Below are 13,932 nucleotides of genomic sequence, written 5' to 3' on the forward strand. Positions count from 1 at the left end.
ATGTGGAAGTCGCTGTCAGCCTCTTATGTCCGTTATCCCCCTGGCACAGGATAAGCAAGTCCTTTTTGCTCAAGTGCCATTTACGCCATCTTTGAACTTTGACTTTTGGTCATAACGTATTGATAAGGGCCATCTGAGCGGCAGGGATATTAACCATAAGGTCTCAAGTAAGATCAACTGAGCTGAGGGGATATTGGCCATAAGGCCCAAATAGGGCCATCTGAGCGGCAGGGATATTAACCATAAGGTCTCAAGTAAGGCTAACTGAGCAGCAAGGATATGGACCATAAGGTCACAAGTTTCATTCAGAAGAATATCAATTAATTTTTCCATGAAAAGTGTGTCAAGACAAGGCCAATCTATCTATACTGTCATTACAACATGGGCATTTGCCTGGGTTGATGCTGGAGATAGGGAGGAGCTCCCATGATCGCTTGGAGCATTCTGCTTGCGGCCGTCGCTTGGACGGCACTATGCGGGGCCGGAGTCGTCGTGCTGCTTCGCTTGGGCCGGACGCTGGCTCGGGCAGAGGAGTGTGCCTATGAAGTGAAGCGGCTGATTCGCCGGCTGTCGGCTCTGTCCAGGAAGGCCGAGCGGACCGTTGAGGCTGCCGAGGAAGTCATCGACGCTTTGAATGAATGGAGCGGGGCGCTTCGCCAGACGGGAAGGCTGCTGGCGGATTGGGGACGCAAGGCCGAGCGGTGGTTCGGCCACAAGGGGCGACAGGCGGGCGGATCACAGGACGAATCAGGCCCCCATTCCCGTCGTTCCTCCGGCCAATGGCTGGAATGGGTTGCTGCGGGATGGGACGAATGGCAGCGGCGGAAGCCTCGGCACGAATCCCCGCCGGATTCCCGGCAACAGCATGAACCCGGAGCAATGCCGACAGGAGGAGAGCAATAACATGGCAAACGGCAACAAGAAGTTCTGGATCGGGACGCTCGTCGGCGGTATAGCTGGTTCGGTTGCGGCATTGCTCCTAGCGCCCAAATCGGGCCGCGAGCTGCGCGCCGATATTGCGGAGGGTGCTCAGGAGTTGAATGAGAAGACACAGCGGTTGGCGAAGCAGATCGGAGAGCAAAAAGATAATTTGCTGGCAACCGCGCGGGAGAAGGCGGCCGGGCTGCAGGAACAATGGAGCCAATGGCGTCGGGCAGACGACGAGGCTGAGCTGACGGTGCTTGATGATACGGTGGATGTCGCACCCGAGGAGCAAGAGAAGGAGTTGGAAGTAACCCGGAGATAAGGTTATCTGCCTTCCATATGAATTATGGCATCCCTGTTCTTCTTGGCATTCGTCAGGACGGAGCAGGGATGCTTCTTTGCACGGAGCGCTTCTGGTGCGCTGCTGTCTCATGCGTTGTGTGAAAATGGAACGATAGTCGACTTGAACCTTGTCTGTATTGCTGTTAAGATCGAGGTACATTTTAGCTCTGCCGTACATATGGTATCACAGGTCAGTCAATCAAGAGACAAAGGAAGCGGTGTATTCGTGCAACAAGCTATAGCAATGCTCGATTCGGGTGTGGGAGGTTTGACGGTCGTCAAAGAAGTCATGCGCCAGCTTCCACAGGAACAAATCATTTATTTCGGCGATACCGCCCGATCCCCTTACGGCCCCCGATCCTCGGAGGAAGTGAGATTGTTTACACGTCAAATCGTGGACTATCTTATCCAATTTCAGCCGAAGATGATCGTAATTGCCTGCAACACAGCGACGGCGGTCGCCTTGGAAGAGATTCGTGATTATGTTCCGGTTCCCGTTGTCGGTGTCATCTATCCGGGAGCCCGGGCCGCGCTATCGGCCACGAAGACGGGCTATATCGGCGTCATCGGAACGGACGGGACAATTCGGAGCGGTGCCTACGAGCAGGCGCTCAAGCGGTTATCTCCCCATGTGGATGCGGTCAGCAAGGCTTGCCCGACCTTCGTTCCTCTAGTCGAAAAAGGCTTGTTCCAATCCAGTGAAGCGCTGGGCGTTGTCCGGGAAGCGCTGGATCCATTGCGTTCTTTACCATTTGATACATTAATATTGGGGTGCACGCACTATCCTTTTTTAACCGATGCGATTCAACAGGTCATGGGCCCGGAGGTGCAACTTATCAACTCGGCCGAAGAGACGGCAAGGGAAATCAGTACAATTTTGCATGACAAAGGTCAGCTCGCCCATAGCTTGGAGACGCCGGTTCATCAATTTTTTTGCAGCGGAGATCCGGAATTGTTCCAGAAGATCGCACGCGCTTGGCTGGGCGAACAAATATGCGCCATGCCCGTCGTGTGGCGAATGTCCCAAATCTTATAGCTATTATACGTTTTTCCTTATGCCAAAGTGCATGCCTTTCGCGTTTGTCGCGGAGGGCATGCTTTTTTTGGTATGTGCCAGGTCGAGTCATGTCCGCTTCGTACGGGGCATATGCATCAATGAGGAAATGAAGGAGGTTCGAACGATGCATATCCCCTACACGGTACAGCCTGGAGATACCTACTTGCGAATCTGCGCCCGGCATGGGATTAATCTGCCTGCGCTCTTTGCTTGCAATCCACAGCTTGATCCCGACGAATATGCGCTTCCCGGGCATGTTCTCATGCTACCGGCGCGTCCATACGATACTTATGCCGTCCAGCCGGACGATACCTTGTTCCGGATTGCCGCCCGGCATGGCGTTCCGGCAGGCCTGCTGCGCTCTGTGAATCCATCCTTGACTCCGGACCGGCTAACGGTCGGGCAGAGGGTGTTTATACCATACGTCTGTACAAATGAGATGCTTCGGAAAAAAGCAGAATATGGCCCTGCCCAGCTGATGGGGGATCTTCAGCAATTAAGCCGCCGCTATTCATGCATCCAACTCAAGACGATCGGACATAGCATCCTAGGCAAGCCGATCCTGGCCATCAGCATCGGACGCGGGAATGTGCCGATTCATGCGAATGGCGGCGTCCATGCGAATGAATGGATTACTTCGGCACTGCTCATGCAGTTCATCGAAGATTATGCAAGAGCGTGCGGCAGCGGAAAGACATGGCTTGGCTGGGATGCATGGTCTGCTTACGAGCGAACGGTGCTGAAAATCGTGCCTATGGTCAATCCGGACGGCATCGAATTGGTGCAGGAGGGCATCTCCCCCCGACATCCGTTCTATTCCTCGGTGATGGAATGGAATCAGGGATCCCGGCGCTTTCAACGGTGGAAAGCGAACATCCGCGGCGTCGACTTGAACGATCAGTTCCCGGCCTATTGGGAGGAGGAGAGGGCACGACGCGGTATGTGGTCTCCGGCGCCGCTCAATTACGGTGGGGAGCATCCGCTGTCTGAGCCGGAGGCCGCCGCGCTCGCTTCCTATACGGAACGGAATTCGTTCGAGCTGGCGCTGTCCTTCCATACACAAGGGCAAGAAATTTACTGGAATTACCGTGATTACGAGCCCCCCGAAGCGGTCACATGGGCGGAACGGTTCGAATCGGTCAGCGGTTACCGGGCCGTCAAGCTGTCGGGCAGTGACGCTGGATACAAGGATTGGTTCATTCAGCGCTTCCGCAAGCCCGGCTTCACGGTCGAAGTCGGCCTCGGTGCGAGTCCGCTGCCATTACATGACTTCGACGGAATGTATAAGGAAGTGTCGGCGATATTGCGGGAAGCATTGAACGGGCAAGTCCAGGAATAGACCGCCAGACCTCCTCAGGAGAGCAGTATGATGCGAGCCGGATGGCGCACACTAGGAGCAAGGAGGTGTGCGGATGGGCCGCAATCATATGTCCGCCAAAGCCGGAAGCAGGCATCCTCTCCGCCGGATTATCTACCTTTTCCGATCGGCTCCGCGGTTGTTGTTCTCCCCCCGGGTTCCGCTGAAGGAGAAAGGAATATTTATCGGACTGGTCCTGTTGTATTGGGTAATGCCTGATGTGATGCCATTCATGCCGATCGACGATATCCTGTTCACGATGATTCTGATGCCATGGTTCTCCAGGCGGGTCCTGAAATACGATCCCGTTCGCTAGAAGTTGTGGTCATATCGGTTGCTTCTGCAGGGCTATTCCCTTACAATAACTATAGCAACACCGGTCGTTCTTTTTACATCAAGACGAAGGGATTAAGATGGAGTGAGCAATCATGGCAAATGATATACGTATATGTGATAAATGCCGCCACATCAGCATGAAGTCGTTCCTGCCGAAGGTGAAGAAGCTGGATCCAGAGGCGGAAATTAAAATAGGCTGCAAGTCGTACTGCGGCCATTGCCTGAAGCGGGTATTTATTTTTATTAACGGAAGATATGTAACGGCGCCGACGGAGGACGAGGCCATCGAGAAGGCGAAGGCGTTCCTGAAGGGATAGCTGTCGGTATAGAAAATGCTGTCGAGCACATCCTAACGTTGCTGATGATTAACACAGACGAAGGAGGCTTACAGCATGCCGAACAAGTATGACTCCAGCCTGCAGTCGCAGAATCCGATCTCCCAGGCCCAGAATGCGGTCAAGACCGCGCGCAATGCGGTATCCCAGGCAATGTCTCATCCGTCGGATCAGTCCGTTGAGCAAGCCGGGCAATCGCTGGAGCATGCGGAACGGGCCGTCGAGCAGGCCGGACTTAGCTTGAACCAGCAGCCGGTGGAACTGGCCGAAGCGATGCTCGAGGAGCAGCAGAACCGGTTAAGCTCTCTCCTTAACAGCGAGCAGTGGGAAAATCATGAAGAATGAAGTTGCGCTATTTTTTATGAAAATAATGCCGGAATCCCAGACAGCCGTCTGGGATTTTTTTTGCGCATACTACATGCTATCAAGAGCAAAAACCAAGGGGTGGGGATATGGTATTTGGAATATCGGTCGTTATCATCCTGGCCTTTGTCCTGTGGGGCTTGCTGTCCCCGGGAAGCATGGCGCAGCAATCGGAAGCGGCGCTCTCCTTCACGACAGAGCGGTTCGGCTGGTTCTATCTGATCACGGCCCTGCTCGTGCTGTTGTTCTGTCTCGTGCTGGCCTTCGGTAAGCATGGGCACATTCGTCTCGGTCAAGACGATGACGAACCGGAATATTCGAATCTGACGTGGTTCGCTATGCTGTTCAGTGCGGGAATGGGGATTGGGCTCGTATTCTGGGGAGTCGCCGAGCCGCTCAGCCATTATATGAACCCGCCCGCCGCCGCGGGAATGACGCCGGATGCGGCACGCGAAGCGATGCGCTACTCCTTCTTCCATTGGGGCCTTCATCCATGGGGGATTTATTCGCTCGTGTCACTTGCTCTCGCTTATTTCACCTTCCGCCACAAACATAAAGGACTGATAAGCCATACGTTCTACCCATTGCTCGGAGAACGCGTGGACGGATCCATTGGCAAAGTGATTGACGTTTTGGCCATTATCGCCACTACCTTCGGTGTCGCGACGTCGCTTGGTCTCGGCGTAATGCAGATTAACGGCGGACTGCAGCATACGCTGGGAATTCCGTCGAACATCACCGTTCAAATCATCATTATTATCGTGGTCACTGTATTATTCCTGACTTCGGCTATTTCCGGCCTGGACAAAGGGATACGCATTTTGAGCAATACGAATATGCTCCTTGCGTTGGGACTGCTTGTCTTCACGCTGCTGCTCGGTCCGACATCCTTCATCGTTGATACGTTCACGACGACGTTAGGCGGCTACTTGCAAAATATAATCCAGATGAGCCTTAGTATATCTCCATTTACGGAAAATGACTGGATTGCGAAATGGACCCTGTTTTACTGGGCGTGGTGGATTACGTGGGCGCCGTTCGTCGGTTTGTTCATCGCCCGCATATCCCGGGGGAGGACGATTAAGGAGTTCATTCTCGGGACATTGCTGCTGCCAAGCGGCTTTAGCTTCATCTGGTTCTCCGTATTCGGGGCGACGGGCCTTCATCTGGAAATGTTCGAAGGTATGAATCTCGCACAGGCGGTGCAGCAGGATATTACGTCCGCTTTGTTCGTGACGCTAGACGCCTTGCCGGCCGGCTATGTGCTCGGGGTGCTGGCCACGCTGCTCATCGTGATGTTCTTCATTACGTCGGCCGATTCCGCCACCTTCGTGCTCGGCATGATGTCGTCCAACGGCAACCCGAATCCGAGTATCCGGATCAAGCTTATTTGGGGAATCTTCCAGTCACTGATCGCTATCGTCCTCCTCCTGAGCGGCGGACTGAATGCGCTTCAGACGGCTTCCATCCTGACGGCACTGCCGTTCGCGGTCGTCCTGCTCGGCATGTGCGCGTCACTCTCCAAGGCGCTGCGCCGCGAAGAAAAAGATCGGCGCCTGAAGGAGAAGAAGCGGCGCCGGAAGCTGGACGAGCTGCTGCAGGAGCGGTAGTGCAGATGAGAGGGGACAGGCGAGGCGGCGCAGGAGTTGCAGGTGAATGGATGACGGGCACCCGGGAAGCGATACGCAGACAGCCGCTGTCAATGGGGACAGCGGCTGTCATATCACGGTTCCGAATGAGAAGATTGGCGGAACCGCTTGATCAGATTATGCGTAATCACGTGGTCCGAGATGGTCAAGCGGCGCTTCGCTTCGGCCTCGTACGGCTGGCAGCGGGCGACGTCCGTCTTTTCTCGGGCCGCGTAATCGTAGCAGGTGCCGTGCTCGAACAGTCCGTCGGCCGAAGAGACATAGAAAATGCTCCCGTCCGTGTACGAGCCGTTCCGCAACACGACGAGCCGCCGATCCGGCAGCAGCAGATTATGGCCCATCATATAGGCGTCAGCCGCATTGATTCCGAGCCAGTGCAGCACCGTCGGGGCGACGTCCAATTGGCCCGTAACCGTATCGTAGGTCCCGGCCTGCGCCCCATCAGGGAGATGGATGAAGAGCGGGACCTGGTTCTTCATCTCCAGCATATCCAGCTTGCTGACTGGATGGGCGAGAAGCCTGGAGAGAGGCTCCGTCTCTCCGATCGAGTTGTCATGATCTCCGTAGAATACCCAGATTGTCTTGTCCCACAGCCCGCGCTGCTTCAGATCGGCGATCATCTCTCCGACCGCTTCATCAACGTAATGCATCGACTGCAAATAATCGCCGAACATCGTATCCTTGTACGTGCCGACATCGAGCTTCTGCACTGATTTCGGCAGCTTGTACGGATGGTGGCTTGCCAGCGTAATTAAGAAGCTGTAGAACGGCTGCGTATCGGAAGACATTCGTTCGACCGATTGGCGGAAAAAGGATTTGTCTCCGACGGTCCATCCGACAGGCTCGTCAAGAACATAATCTTTTTTGCTCATGAAAAAGTCGTAGCCCATATTTTGATACATAATATAACGGTTCCAGAACCCGGCGTCATACGCATGGAACGCTCCGGTGCGATAGCCTTCCGCGCGGAGCATGGCCGGCAGCGTATCATAGGTCTGGCCGGGGTAGCGGATGAAGACGGAGCCGGACGGCAGCGGATGAAGTCCGGCGTTCACCCCGAAATCGGCATCAGAGGTGCGGCCCTGGCCGGTCTGGTGGAAGAATCGGGTGAAATAAAGACTCTCCTCGCGAAGCGCATTCAGGTTCGGCGTTATCTCCTGCCCGTTCACCTTGGCGCCGATGACGAAATTTTCGAACGCTTCAGCCTGCACAATAATGACATTGCTGCCGGCATACCGCCCGAAAGAGGACGCAGGGCCCTGCCGGTCGGTGCGATGGGCGGCGAACCACGCTTCCGCGTCCTTGATCTCGGCTTCCGAGAGAGAGGCCCCTCCCATCATATTTTCCTTGACGTACCGGTACACATCAAAGCCGTGAAAGCCCAGCAAGCCCGTAATATTATAGACGGAGGCACTCCACCAGACCGAGCTGAACAGCCCTTTCGCCCATGTGCTGGTCGCTTGCTTCACCGGCACGGCTACCAACACGGTGCCGACGACGATGGCAAGCAGGCCGGCCGCTGCCCGCTGCAGCATGCGTCCCGGGTTCTTCCGGCCGGAGAACATGGAGCGCTGATAGCGGTATTCCCGGGACCGAATGCGGGCATGCCCGATTGTGAGCGGAATGAGGATGAGCCAGTCCAGGAACAGCCGCACATCCTTGCCGTGAATAAGCGAAGCGATGCTCTCTCCGAGCGAGCTGACCTGCGCGGCTTGAAGCAGGACGGGAATCGTGATGAAGTCCTGAAAATAGCGGAAATAGATCAAATCGGCAAAAATGAGCACCGTCAGTGCAAAGTTAAGCAGCAACAAGAGCAACGGGCGCCATCGTTCCTTCGCCCAGAACGTCCAGCTGCCGGCAATCAGCAGCGATCCCAGGGCGACCAGGTAGTCGTCCCGGTTCATCGCCATATTCGGGATCGCCAGCGAGCGATTGAAATAGATCAGCTTCCCCATCATCGCCGCGAGGAAGAAGACGAAGCTAAGCCATCCGAACAGGGCGGCCGCCGAACTTTTCCTGCCGGTGGAATCGGGCCGGGCTTGACGAATTGGACTCATTGTATGTACCTTCCTTGACATGTAATCGTACCTCCCATCTTATCAGATTTTCATAAAATGTTAAAAATAAAAGAACACCGCCTGCCGCTGTAGGGCAGATGGTGTTCGCTTGGGCATAATTATGATTCGGAAGGCGATGCCGGCGCCTTGCTGCGCGGTGGAAGCGGACCGAAATATTGATAAAGCTGGCATTCGATATTGCCGTTGAACAGCTTGCGGCGCTTGTCCGCCGGGCGGCCGAAGTAATGCTCGAACTGTCGGCTCGGGCTGATCGCGAAGAACGACCAGGTCGGCAGCGTCTTCGCCATGAAGCCAAGATCTCTCACCATCCGCTCGACTTCATCCTTCTCGTTCAACCGTTCGCCATAAGGCGGATTCGTCACGAGGCACCCGTAGTCTCCTTCCGGCTTCGCCTTGCTCGCAGGACAGACGCGGAACTCAATCTCGCGGGCGAAGCCGGCGCTCTTCGCTGCCGCTTGTGCGAGGCGAATCGCTTCAGGATCGATATCCGATCCGCTCAACTGGAGATCCGTGTCGTCACGGACCGCGTCGAACGCTTCCTCCCGCGCTTGTTCCCATGCCTGTTCGCCGATGATGCCCCATGTCTCCGCAGAGAAGGAGCGCCGGAGTCCGGGAGCGACATTCCAGCCGATCATCGCCGCTTCAATCAACAGGGTTCCCGAGCCGCAGAACGGATCATACAGCGGACGCTGCGGATTCCAGCGGGTCAGCAGTATGATGGCGGCCGCCATCGTTTCTTTAAGCGGTGCGACTCCGGTCAGCTTGCGATAGCCGCGCTTATGTAAGCCGGGTCCGGTCGTGTCCAGCGTAATCGTCGCCATGTCGTTCAGCAGGGAGACCTCGATCCGGTACAGCGGACCGGTCTCTTCGAACCAGTCGGTATGGTACCGCTGCTTCATTCGCTCCACGACCGCTTTTTTCACGATGCCCTGGCAGGCGGGGACGCTGGAGAGCTGGGATTTAAGAGAACGCCCGTCAACCGGAAATTCGCCGTGCATCGGGATCCAGTCCGGCCATGGTATGGCTTTGGTGCCCTCGAACAGCTCCTCGAAGGTTCGCGCGCGGAACTCGCCCATCTTGACGAGCACCCGATCCGCGGTCCGGAGCCACAGATTGGCCCGGCACACGTCGACAGGCCCTCCGGAGAACAGGACGCGGCCGTTCTCCACTCGCGTATCCTCGTATCCAAGTAGCTTCAATTCGCGCGCGACGACAGCCTCCAGGCCCATCGGGGCGGTCGCGATTAACGTCCAAGGTCGGTTCATTCGATAACAACACTCCGTTCTACTTCTCTGACTTGTACTTGTATGGCATTCATCATATCATAAAATGCAAGGAGGATGGAAAATGTCGAGTGAAGCAGTAGAATCTTATTTGGAACAATTATTTCCGGCGGATCCGGTCGTGGAGCGCATCAAGGAGCGGATCCGGGCTCAGGGCATGCGGGATATTTCCGTGGCGGAAGGTTATGGGCGCCTGTTGACGATGCTGGCCCGCCTGGCGCATGCGAAGGATGCGCTGGAGATCGGCGCGCTGGGCGGCTACAGCGGCTATTGCATATTGCGCGGACTGGAACCGGGAGGGCGGCTTGTCTCTCTGGAGCTGCGTCAAGATTACGCCGATCTGGCGAAGCACAATCTCACCGAAGCCGGCTTCGGAGAGCAGGTGGAGTACAGAGTGGGCGAGGCGCTTCATTCCCTTGCGGAGCTGGAGCGGGAAGGAGCCCGCTATGATCTGTTCTTCATTGACGCGGACAAGGAAAATTACCCGGCCTATCTCGAATACGCAATTCGGCTGGCGAGACCGGGGGCCCTGATCGCGGGAGACAACCTCATGCTCCGCGGCAGAACGCTCAATCCGGACAAGCAGGGCCCGTCCGTGCAGGCGATGCGCGTCTTCAATGCCGCGATTGCGCAAGATGAACGATTGCTCAGCACGCTGCTTCCGGCCTATGACGGTCTGGCGCTTGCTATTGTGAAATAAGACTCCAGCTAAAAAATATGTGGAAGCAGGGGCTTTATACCATTGCTATGCTATAATGAATGACAGCAATCCAAAGAGAAGGATGGATTAGAACGAATGACACAGCAAGAACAATGGACTTCGAGACTCAGCTTCGTGCTCGCCTCGGCCGGATCGGCCATCGGATTGGGAGCGATCTGGAAGTTCCCGAATGTCGTCGCTACCAGCGGTGGCGGCGCTTTTTTTCTTGTATTTATTATCTTCACCTTCGGCATCGGTCTGCCGCTGCTGCTGGCCGAATTCATGATTGGCCGCAACACGGGCAAAGAAGCGGTATCCGCCTACCGTGAGTTGGCGCCGGGGAGCAAGTGGCACGGTGTGGGCTATTTGGGTATGGCGACGTGCTCTTTGCTGCTGTCTTTTTACAGCGTGGTCGGCGGGTGGATAGTGCTCTATTTCCTCAAGGGCCTAACCGGTTCGCTGCTGCAGGATGGGCGCAACTACGGAGAGCTCTTCGAATCGACTGCCGCCAACCCTTGGGCGGCTGTGCTAGCGCAGGGACTGTTCCTGCTCATCACGATCGTTATCGTGGCCCAGGGAGTGAAGCGGGGCATTGAAAAGGCAAACCGCATTATGATGCCGGGCTTGTTCATACTGTTCCTCGTCCTGATCGTGCGGTCGCTCACCTTGCCTGGGATGAGCGAAGGACTCGTCTATTTCCTGAAGCCGGATTTTGACCAGTTGACGCCGCAAGCGCTGCTATACGCGCTCGGACAATCCTTCTTCTGCCTAAGTGTGGGCGGGTCCTGCATGGTGACCTACAGCTCCTATTTGAAAAAAGGGGAGCCTCTCGGGAAGCCGGCCCTGTCCGTCGTCGGCTTGAACGTGCTGACCTCGTTCATGGCGGGCATTGCGATTTTCCCAGCTTTGTTCGCGCTTGGCATGAAGCCGCAGGAAGGCGCCGGGCTGCTGTTCATTACGCTGCCGGCTGTCTTCGAGCAGCTTCCGTTCGGTAGGCTGTTCATCGTGCTGTTCCTGGCGCTATTCTTATTCGCGACGCTGACATCGGCGTTCTCTCTGTTGGAAATCGTCGTAGCCGCATTTACCCGGAACAAGGCGGAGCAGCGTGCGCGCATGTGCTGGCTGGTCGGCGGCGTAATTTTCGCCATGGGTGTTCCATCGGCTCTTTCCTTCGGCGTGGGCAGCCATCTGCAGTGGCTGGGGCGCAATATATTCGATTGGGCCGACTTCGCGGTTACGAACGTCATGCTTCCGCTTGGCGTGCTGCTGATCTCGTTATTCGTCGGCTTCCGGTATCCGCGCCGGCGCCTGCAGGAGGAATGGGATACGCTCGGCAGCCGCTGGCACAAAGGCTTGGCCGTGTATGTCTTCATGCTCCGCTACCTTTTGCCGCTCATCGTCCTTATCGTGTTTTTGCACGGAATGAAGTGGCTACCGATGTAATAGGCAGCATTCGCACACAGATTGACAACAGGAGGCAGTAATGACAACTCGAGAGCAGTGGACTTCGAAACTCGGATTTATATTGGCCTCAGCCGGATCGGCGATCGGACTGGGGGCCATTTGGAAATTCCCCAATGTCGTCGCGACCAGCGGCGGGGGTGCATTTTTTATTATTTTTCTACTATTTACGCTGGGAATCGGACTGCCTCTGCTCCTGGCAGAGTTCGCTATCGGGCGCAGTACAGGCCGGGGAGCCGTATCCGCTTATCAGGACATTGCGCCGCGTTCAAAATGGCACTGGATCGGATACTTGGGCATCGGAACCTGCTTCCTGCTCTTGTCCTACTACAGCGTCGTCGGCGGCTGGATCGTGCTCTATGTAGGGCGCGGTATTGTCGGCGGCTTGCTATCGAGCGGCCGGGATTACGATGTGCTGTTCGCGGAGACGGTAGCCAATCCGTGGTACGCGGTGGCAGCGCAATTCGTCTTCATGCTGATTACGATTGCGGTGGTTGCGCGCGGAATCAAGGGGGGGATCGAACGGGCAAGCCGCATCATGATGCCGGGCTTGTTCGTCTTATTCCTTGTACTTATTATCCGTTCCCTGACCCTTCCCGGGATGGGCGAAGGCCTTCGTTATTTTCTTCAGCCTGATTTCAGCAAGCTGACGGGACAAGCTGTGCTGTATGCGCTGGGTCAGTCGTTCTTCTGTCTCAGCGTCGGGGTATCCGTGATGGTGACCTACAGCTCCTACTTGAGCCGCCAGGAATCGCTGCTCAAATCGTCGGTTTCTGTCGTCGGCCTGAACGTTCTGACCTCGCTGATGGCGGGGCTTGCGATCTTCCCGGCCATATTTGCGCTGGGCATGAAGCCGCAGGAAGGCCCGGGACTGCTGTTCGGCACCTTGCCGGCCTTGTTTGAAAAACTGCCTTTCGGCGGTCTTTTCATCGTGTTGTTTTTGGCGTTGTTCCTATTTGCGGCCTTAACCTCGGCCTTCTCTATGCTAGAGATTCTGGTCTCGGGATTGTCCAACAACGACCAACAGCGCTCCCGGTTGAGCTGGCTGTTCGGCATCCTTATCTTCATCGTCGGCATTCCGTCCGCCTTGTCGTTCGGCGTCTGGTCGGATGCGCGCATCTTCGGCCTGTCTCTGTTCGACGCGGCCGACTTTGCTGTGACGAATGTGCTCATGCCCGTCGGGGCGCTGTTCATCGCCTTGTTCGTCGGCTACCGCTTCCCGCGGAAGCGGCTGTACGAGGAATTCGCGACCGAGGCAGCATGGTGGCGCAAAGGTCTGGCGTTCTATATCATACTGCTGCGCTACGTCATTCCGGTTGTTATCGCCATCGTATTCCTTCACGTGCTTGGCCTGCTGTAGCTGTAGGACGTTAATGAGGAGATGATGGGACATCGTCTCTCGCATATTTTTGCCTGTAACTGCGGAAATGCGCTTGCTGCTGGTCTGCTAGGGTTGCGCGTTTCAGCCCTCTCCCGTTGGGTCAGGGGGGACAAGTGGTGTCTGACGGACCTGTTATTCAGTCTCCCATTGAGTCAGGTGCAATTAAGTGGGGCCGTCCCTTCTGCTTGGTACTCTCCCACTGCATCAGGAGGAGTAGAGTGGGGACAGAGAGTCCTTTTGTGCACTCTCCATTTGTCTGGCTCGGAATAATGTGGGGATCAGGAGCTCTTTTGTGTAATCTCCCATTGAGTCAGGCGCAGAGGAAAGTGGTAAGTTGTAGTCCTTTTATGCAGTCTCCCATTGAATCAGGTTGAGTATATAGGTAGGGTCTAGCGCCCCTTTTAAGCATTATCCCTTCCGGTCAGGGCAGGGAAAAAAGACTGCGGAGTGGGATAAAAATCGCTAGTAGTCTTCATCTGACGAAATAGGATAATGTTGCAAAGGAACGTGTGCGCGTCCAGTCTGACGGAATGGAAGAGTGTCGCAAAGGCGCTTGTACGCATACAGTCTGACGGAATGGGATAGTGGCACAAAGGCGCTTGTACGCATCTAGTCTGACGGAATGGGATAGTGGCACAAAGGCGCTTGTACGCATCTAGTCTGACG

13 protein-coding genes are annotated in these 13,932 nt (G+C 55.8%); 11 read left to right on the top strand and 2 right to left on the bottom strand.

Annotation, left to right across the window (positions count from 1 at the left end):
• The first annotated feature begins 426 nt into the window (after window positions 1–426).
• From DQX05_RS29255 to DQX05_RS29290, 8 genes are all read left to right on the top strand, one after another.
• Window positions 427–903 (top strand): DUF948 domain-containing protein, encoded by a 477-nt coding sequence (locus tag DQX05_RS29255; protein WP_119796756.1) that lies wholly within the window; start codon window positions 427–429, stop codon window positions 901–903.
• Window position 904: 1 nt separating this feature from the next.
• Window positions 905–1,246 carry a YtxH domain-containing protein gene (locus DQX05_RS29260; protein ID WP_119796757.1) on the top strand — a complete coding sequence of 114 codons (342 nt, stop codon included), beginning with the start codon at window positions 905–907 and terminating at the stop codon, window positions 1,244–1,246.
• A gap of 198 nt (window positions 1,247–1,444) precedes the next feature.
• Window positions 1,445–2,302 carry a glutamate racemase gene (gene racE / locus DQX05_RS29265; RefSeq protein ID WP_259392305.1) on the top strand — a complete coding sequence of 286 codons (858 nt, stop codon included), beginning with the start codon at window positions 1,445–1,447 and terminating at the stop codon, window positions 2,300–2,302.
• Window positions 2,303–2,447: 145 nt separating this feature from the next.
• A complete protein-coding gene (locus DQX05_RS29270; RefSeq protein WP_119796759.1) occupies window positions 2,448–3,662 on the top strand; it encodes a M14 family metallopeptidase in 1,215 nt (404 codons plus the stop codon).
• A 73-nt stretch (window positions 3,663–3,735) separates the two neighbouring features.
• Window positions 3,736–3,996 carry a hypothetical protein gene (locus DQX05_RS29275; RefSeq protein ID WP_119796760.1) on the top strand — a complete coding sequence of 87 codons (261 nt, stop codon included), beginning with the start codon at window positions 3,736–3,738 and terminating at the stop codon, window positions 3,994–3,996.
• Window positions 3,997–4,108: 112 nt separating this feature from the next.
• Entirely contained in the window at window positions 4,109–4,333 is a 225-nt protein-coding gene (locus DQX05_RS29280) for a YuzB family protein (RefSeq protein ID WP_006679269.1), read from the top strand.
• A 75-nt stretch (window positions 4,334–4,408) separates the two neighbouring features.
• A complete protein-coding gene (locus DQX05_RS29285) occupies window positions 4,409–4,696 on the top strand; it encodes a hypothetical protein (RefSeq protein WP_119796761.1) in 288 nt (95 codons plus the stop codon).
• A 107-nt stretch (window positions 4,697–4,803) separates the two neighbouring features.
• Window positions 4,804–6,324, top strand: a complete 1,521-nt coding sequence (locus DQX05_RS29290) for a glycine betaine uptake BCCT transporter (protein ID WP_119796762.1) — start codon at window positions 4,804–4,806, stop codon at window positions 6,322–6,324.
• Between the two features lie 113 nt (window positions 6,325–6,437).
• Here DQX05_RS29290 and DQX05_RS29295 read toward each other — a convergent pair whose 3' ends face one another.
• Together DQX05_RS29295 and DQX05_RS29300 are read right to left on the bottom strand one after the other, a co-directional pair.
• Window positions 6,438–8,420, bottom strand: coding sequence for an LTA synthase family protein (locus DQX05_RS29295; RefSeq protein ID WP_119796763.1), 1,983 nt, complete (start codon window positions 8,418–8,420; stop codon window positions 6,438–6,440).
• 119 nt (window positions 8,421–8,539) lie between these two features.
• Window positions 8,540–9,706 (bottom strand): THUMP domain-containing class I SAM-dependent RNA methyltransferase, encoded by a 1,167-nt coding sequence (locus DQX05_RS29300; protein ID WP_119796764.1) that lies wholly within the window; start codon window positions 9,704–9,706, stop codon window positions 8,540–8,542.
• A gap of 82 nt (window positions 9,707–9,788) precedes the next feature.
• Here DQX05_RS29300 and DQX05_RS29305 point away from each other — a divergent pair, with 82 nt between their 5' ends.
• The 3 genes from DQX05_RS29305 (at window position 9,789) to DQX05_RS29315 (ending at window position 13,245) form a co-directional block, all read left to right on the top strand.
• Window positions 9,789–10,424 (top strand): O-methyltransferase, encoded by a 636-nt coding sequence (locus tag DQX05_RS29305; protein WP_119796765.1) that lies wholly within the window; start codon window positions 9,789–9,791, stop codon window positions 10,422–10,424.
• A 96-nt stretch (window positions 10,425–10,520) separates the two neighbouring features.
• Window positions 10,521–11,867, top strand: coding sequence for a sodium-dependent transporter (locus tag DQX05_RS29310; RefSeq protein WP_119796766.1), 1,347 nt, complete (start codon window positions 10,521–10,523; stop codon window positions 11,865–11,867).
• A 40-nt stretch (window positions 11,868–11,907) separates the two neighbouring features.
• Window positions 11,908–13,245 carry a sodium-dependent transporter gene (locus DQX05_RS29315; RefSeq protein WP_119796767.1) on the top strand — a complete coding sequence of 446 codons (1,338 nt, stop codon included), beginning with the start codon at window positions 11,908–11,910 and terminating at the stop codon, window positions 13,243–13,245.
• The last annotated feature ends 687 nt before the right edge of the window (window positions 13,246–13,932 follow it).

The sequence above is a fragment of the Paenibacillus thiaminolyticus genome (assembly GCF_003591545.1).
GTDB classification, from domain to species: domain Bacteria; phylum Bacillota; class Bacilli; order Paenibacillales; family Paenibacillaceae; genus Paenibacillus_B; species Paenibacillus_B thiaminolyticus_A.

What these genes read in the sequence shown, in the direction of transcription:
- DQX05_RS29255 (WP_119796756.1), top strand. Translation starts at nt 427, where the DNA reads ATGATCGCTTGGAGCATTCTGCTTGCGGCCGTCGCTTGGACGGCACTA.
- DQX05_RS29260 (WP_119796757.1), top strand. Translation starts at nt 905, where the DNA reads ATGGCAAACGGCAACAAGAAGTTCTGGATCGGGACGCTCGTCGGCGGT.
- racE (WP_259392305.1), top strand. Translation starts at nt 1,445, where the DNA reads ATGGTATCACAGGTCAGTCAATCAAGAGACAAAGGAAGCGGTGTATTC.
- DQX05_RS29270 (WP_119796759.1), top strand. Translation starts at nt 2,448, where the DNA reads ATGCATATCCCCTACACGGTACAGCCTGGAGATACCTACTTGCGAATC.
- DQX05_RS29275 (WP_119796760.1), top strand. Translation starts at nt 3,736, where the DNA reads ATGGGCCGCAATCATATGTCCGCCAAAGCCGGAAGCAGGCATCCTCTC.
- DQX05_RS29280 (WP_006679269.1), top strand. Translation starts at nt 4,109, where the DNA reads ATGGCAAATGATATACGTATATGTGATAAATGCCGCCACATCAGCATG.
- DQX05_RS29285 (WP_119796761.1), top strand. Translation starts at nt 4,409, where the DNA reads ATGCCGAACAAGTATGACTCCAGCCTGCAGTCGCAGAATCCGATCTCC.
- DQX05_RS29290 (WP_119796762.1), top strand. Translation starts at nt 4,804, where the DNA reads ATGGTATTTGGAATATCGGTCGTTATCATCCTGGCCTTTGTCCTGTGG.
- DQX05_RS29295 (WP_119796763.1), bottom strand. Translation starts at nt 8,420, where the DNA reads ATGAGTCCAATTCGTCAAGCCCGGCCCGATTCCACCGGCAGGAAAAGT.
- DQX05_RS29300 (WP_119796764.1), bottom strand. Translation starts at nt 9,706, where the DNA reads ATGAACCGACCTTGGACGTTAATCGCGACCGCCCCGATGGGCCTGGAG.
- DQX05_RS29305 (WP_119796765.1), top strand. Translation starts at nt 9,789, where the DNA reads ATGTCGAGTGAAGCAGTAGAATCTTATTTGGAACAATTATTTCCGGCG.
- DQX05_RS29310 (WP_119796766.1), top strand. Translation starts at nt 10,521, where the DNA reads ATGACACAGCAAGAACAATGGACTTCGAGACTCAGCTTCGTGCTCGCC.
- DQX05_RS29315 (WP_119796767.1), top strand. Translation starts at nt 11,908, where the DNA reads ATGACAACTCGAGAGCAGTGGACTTCGAAACTCGGATTTATATTGGCC.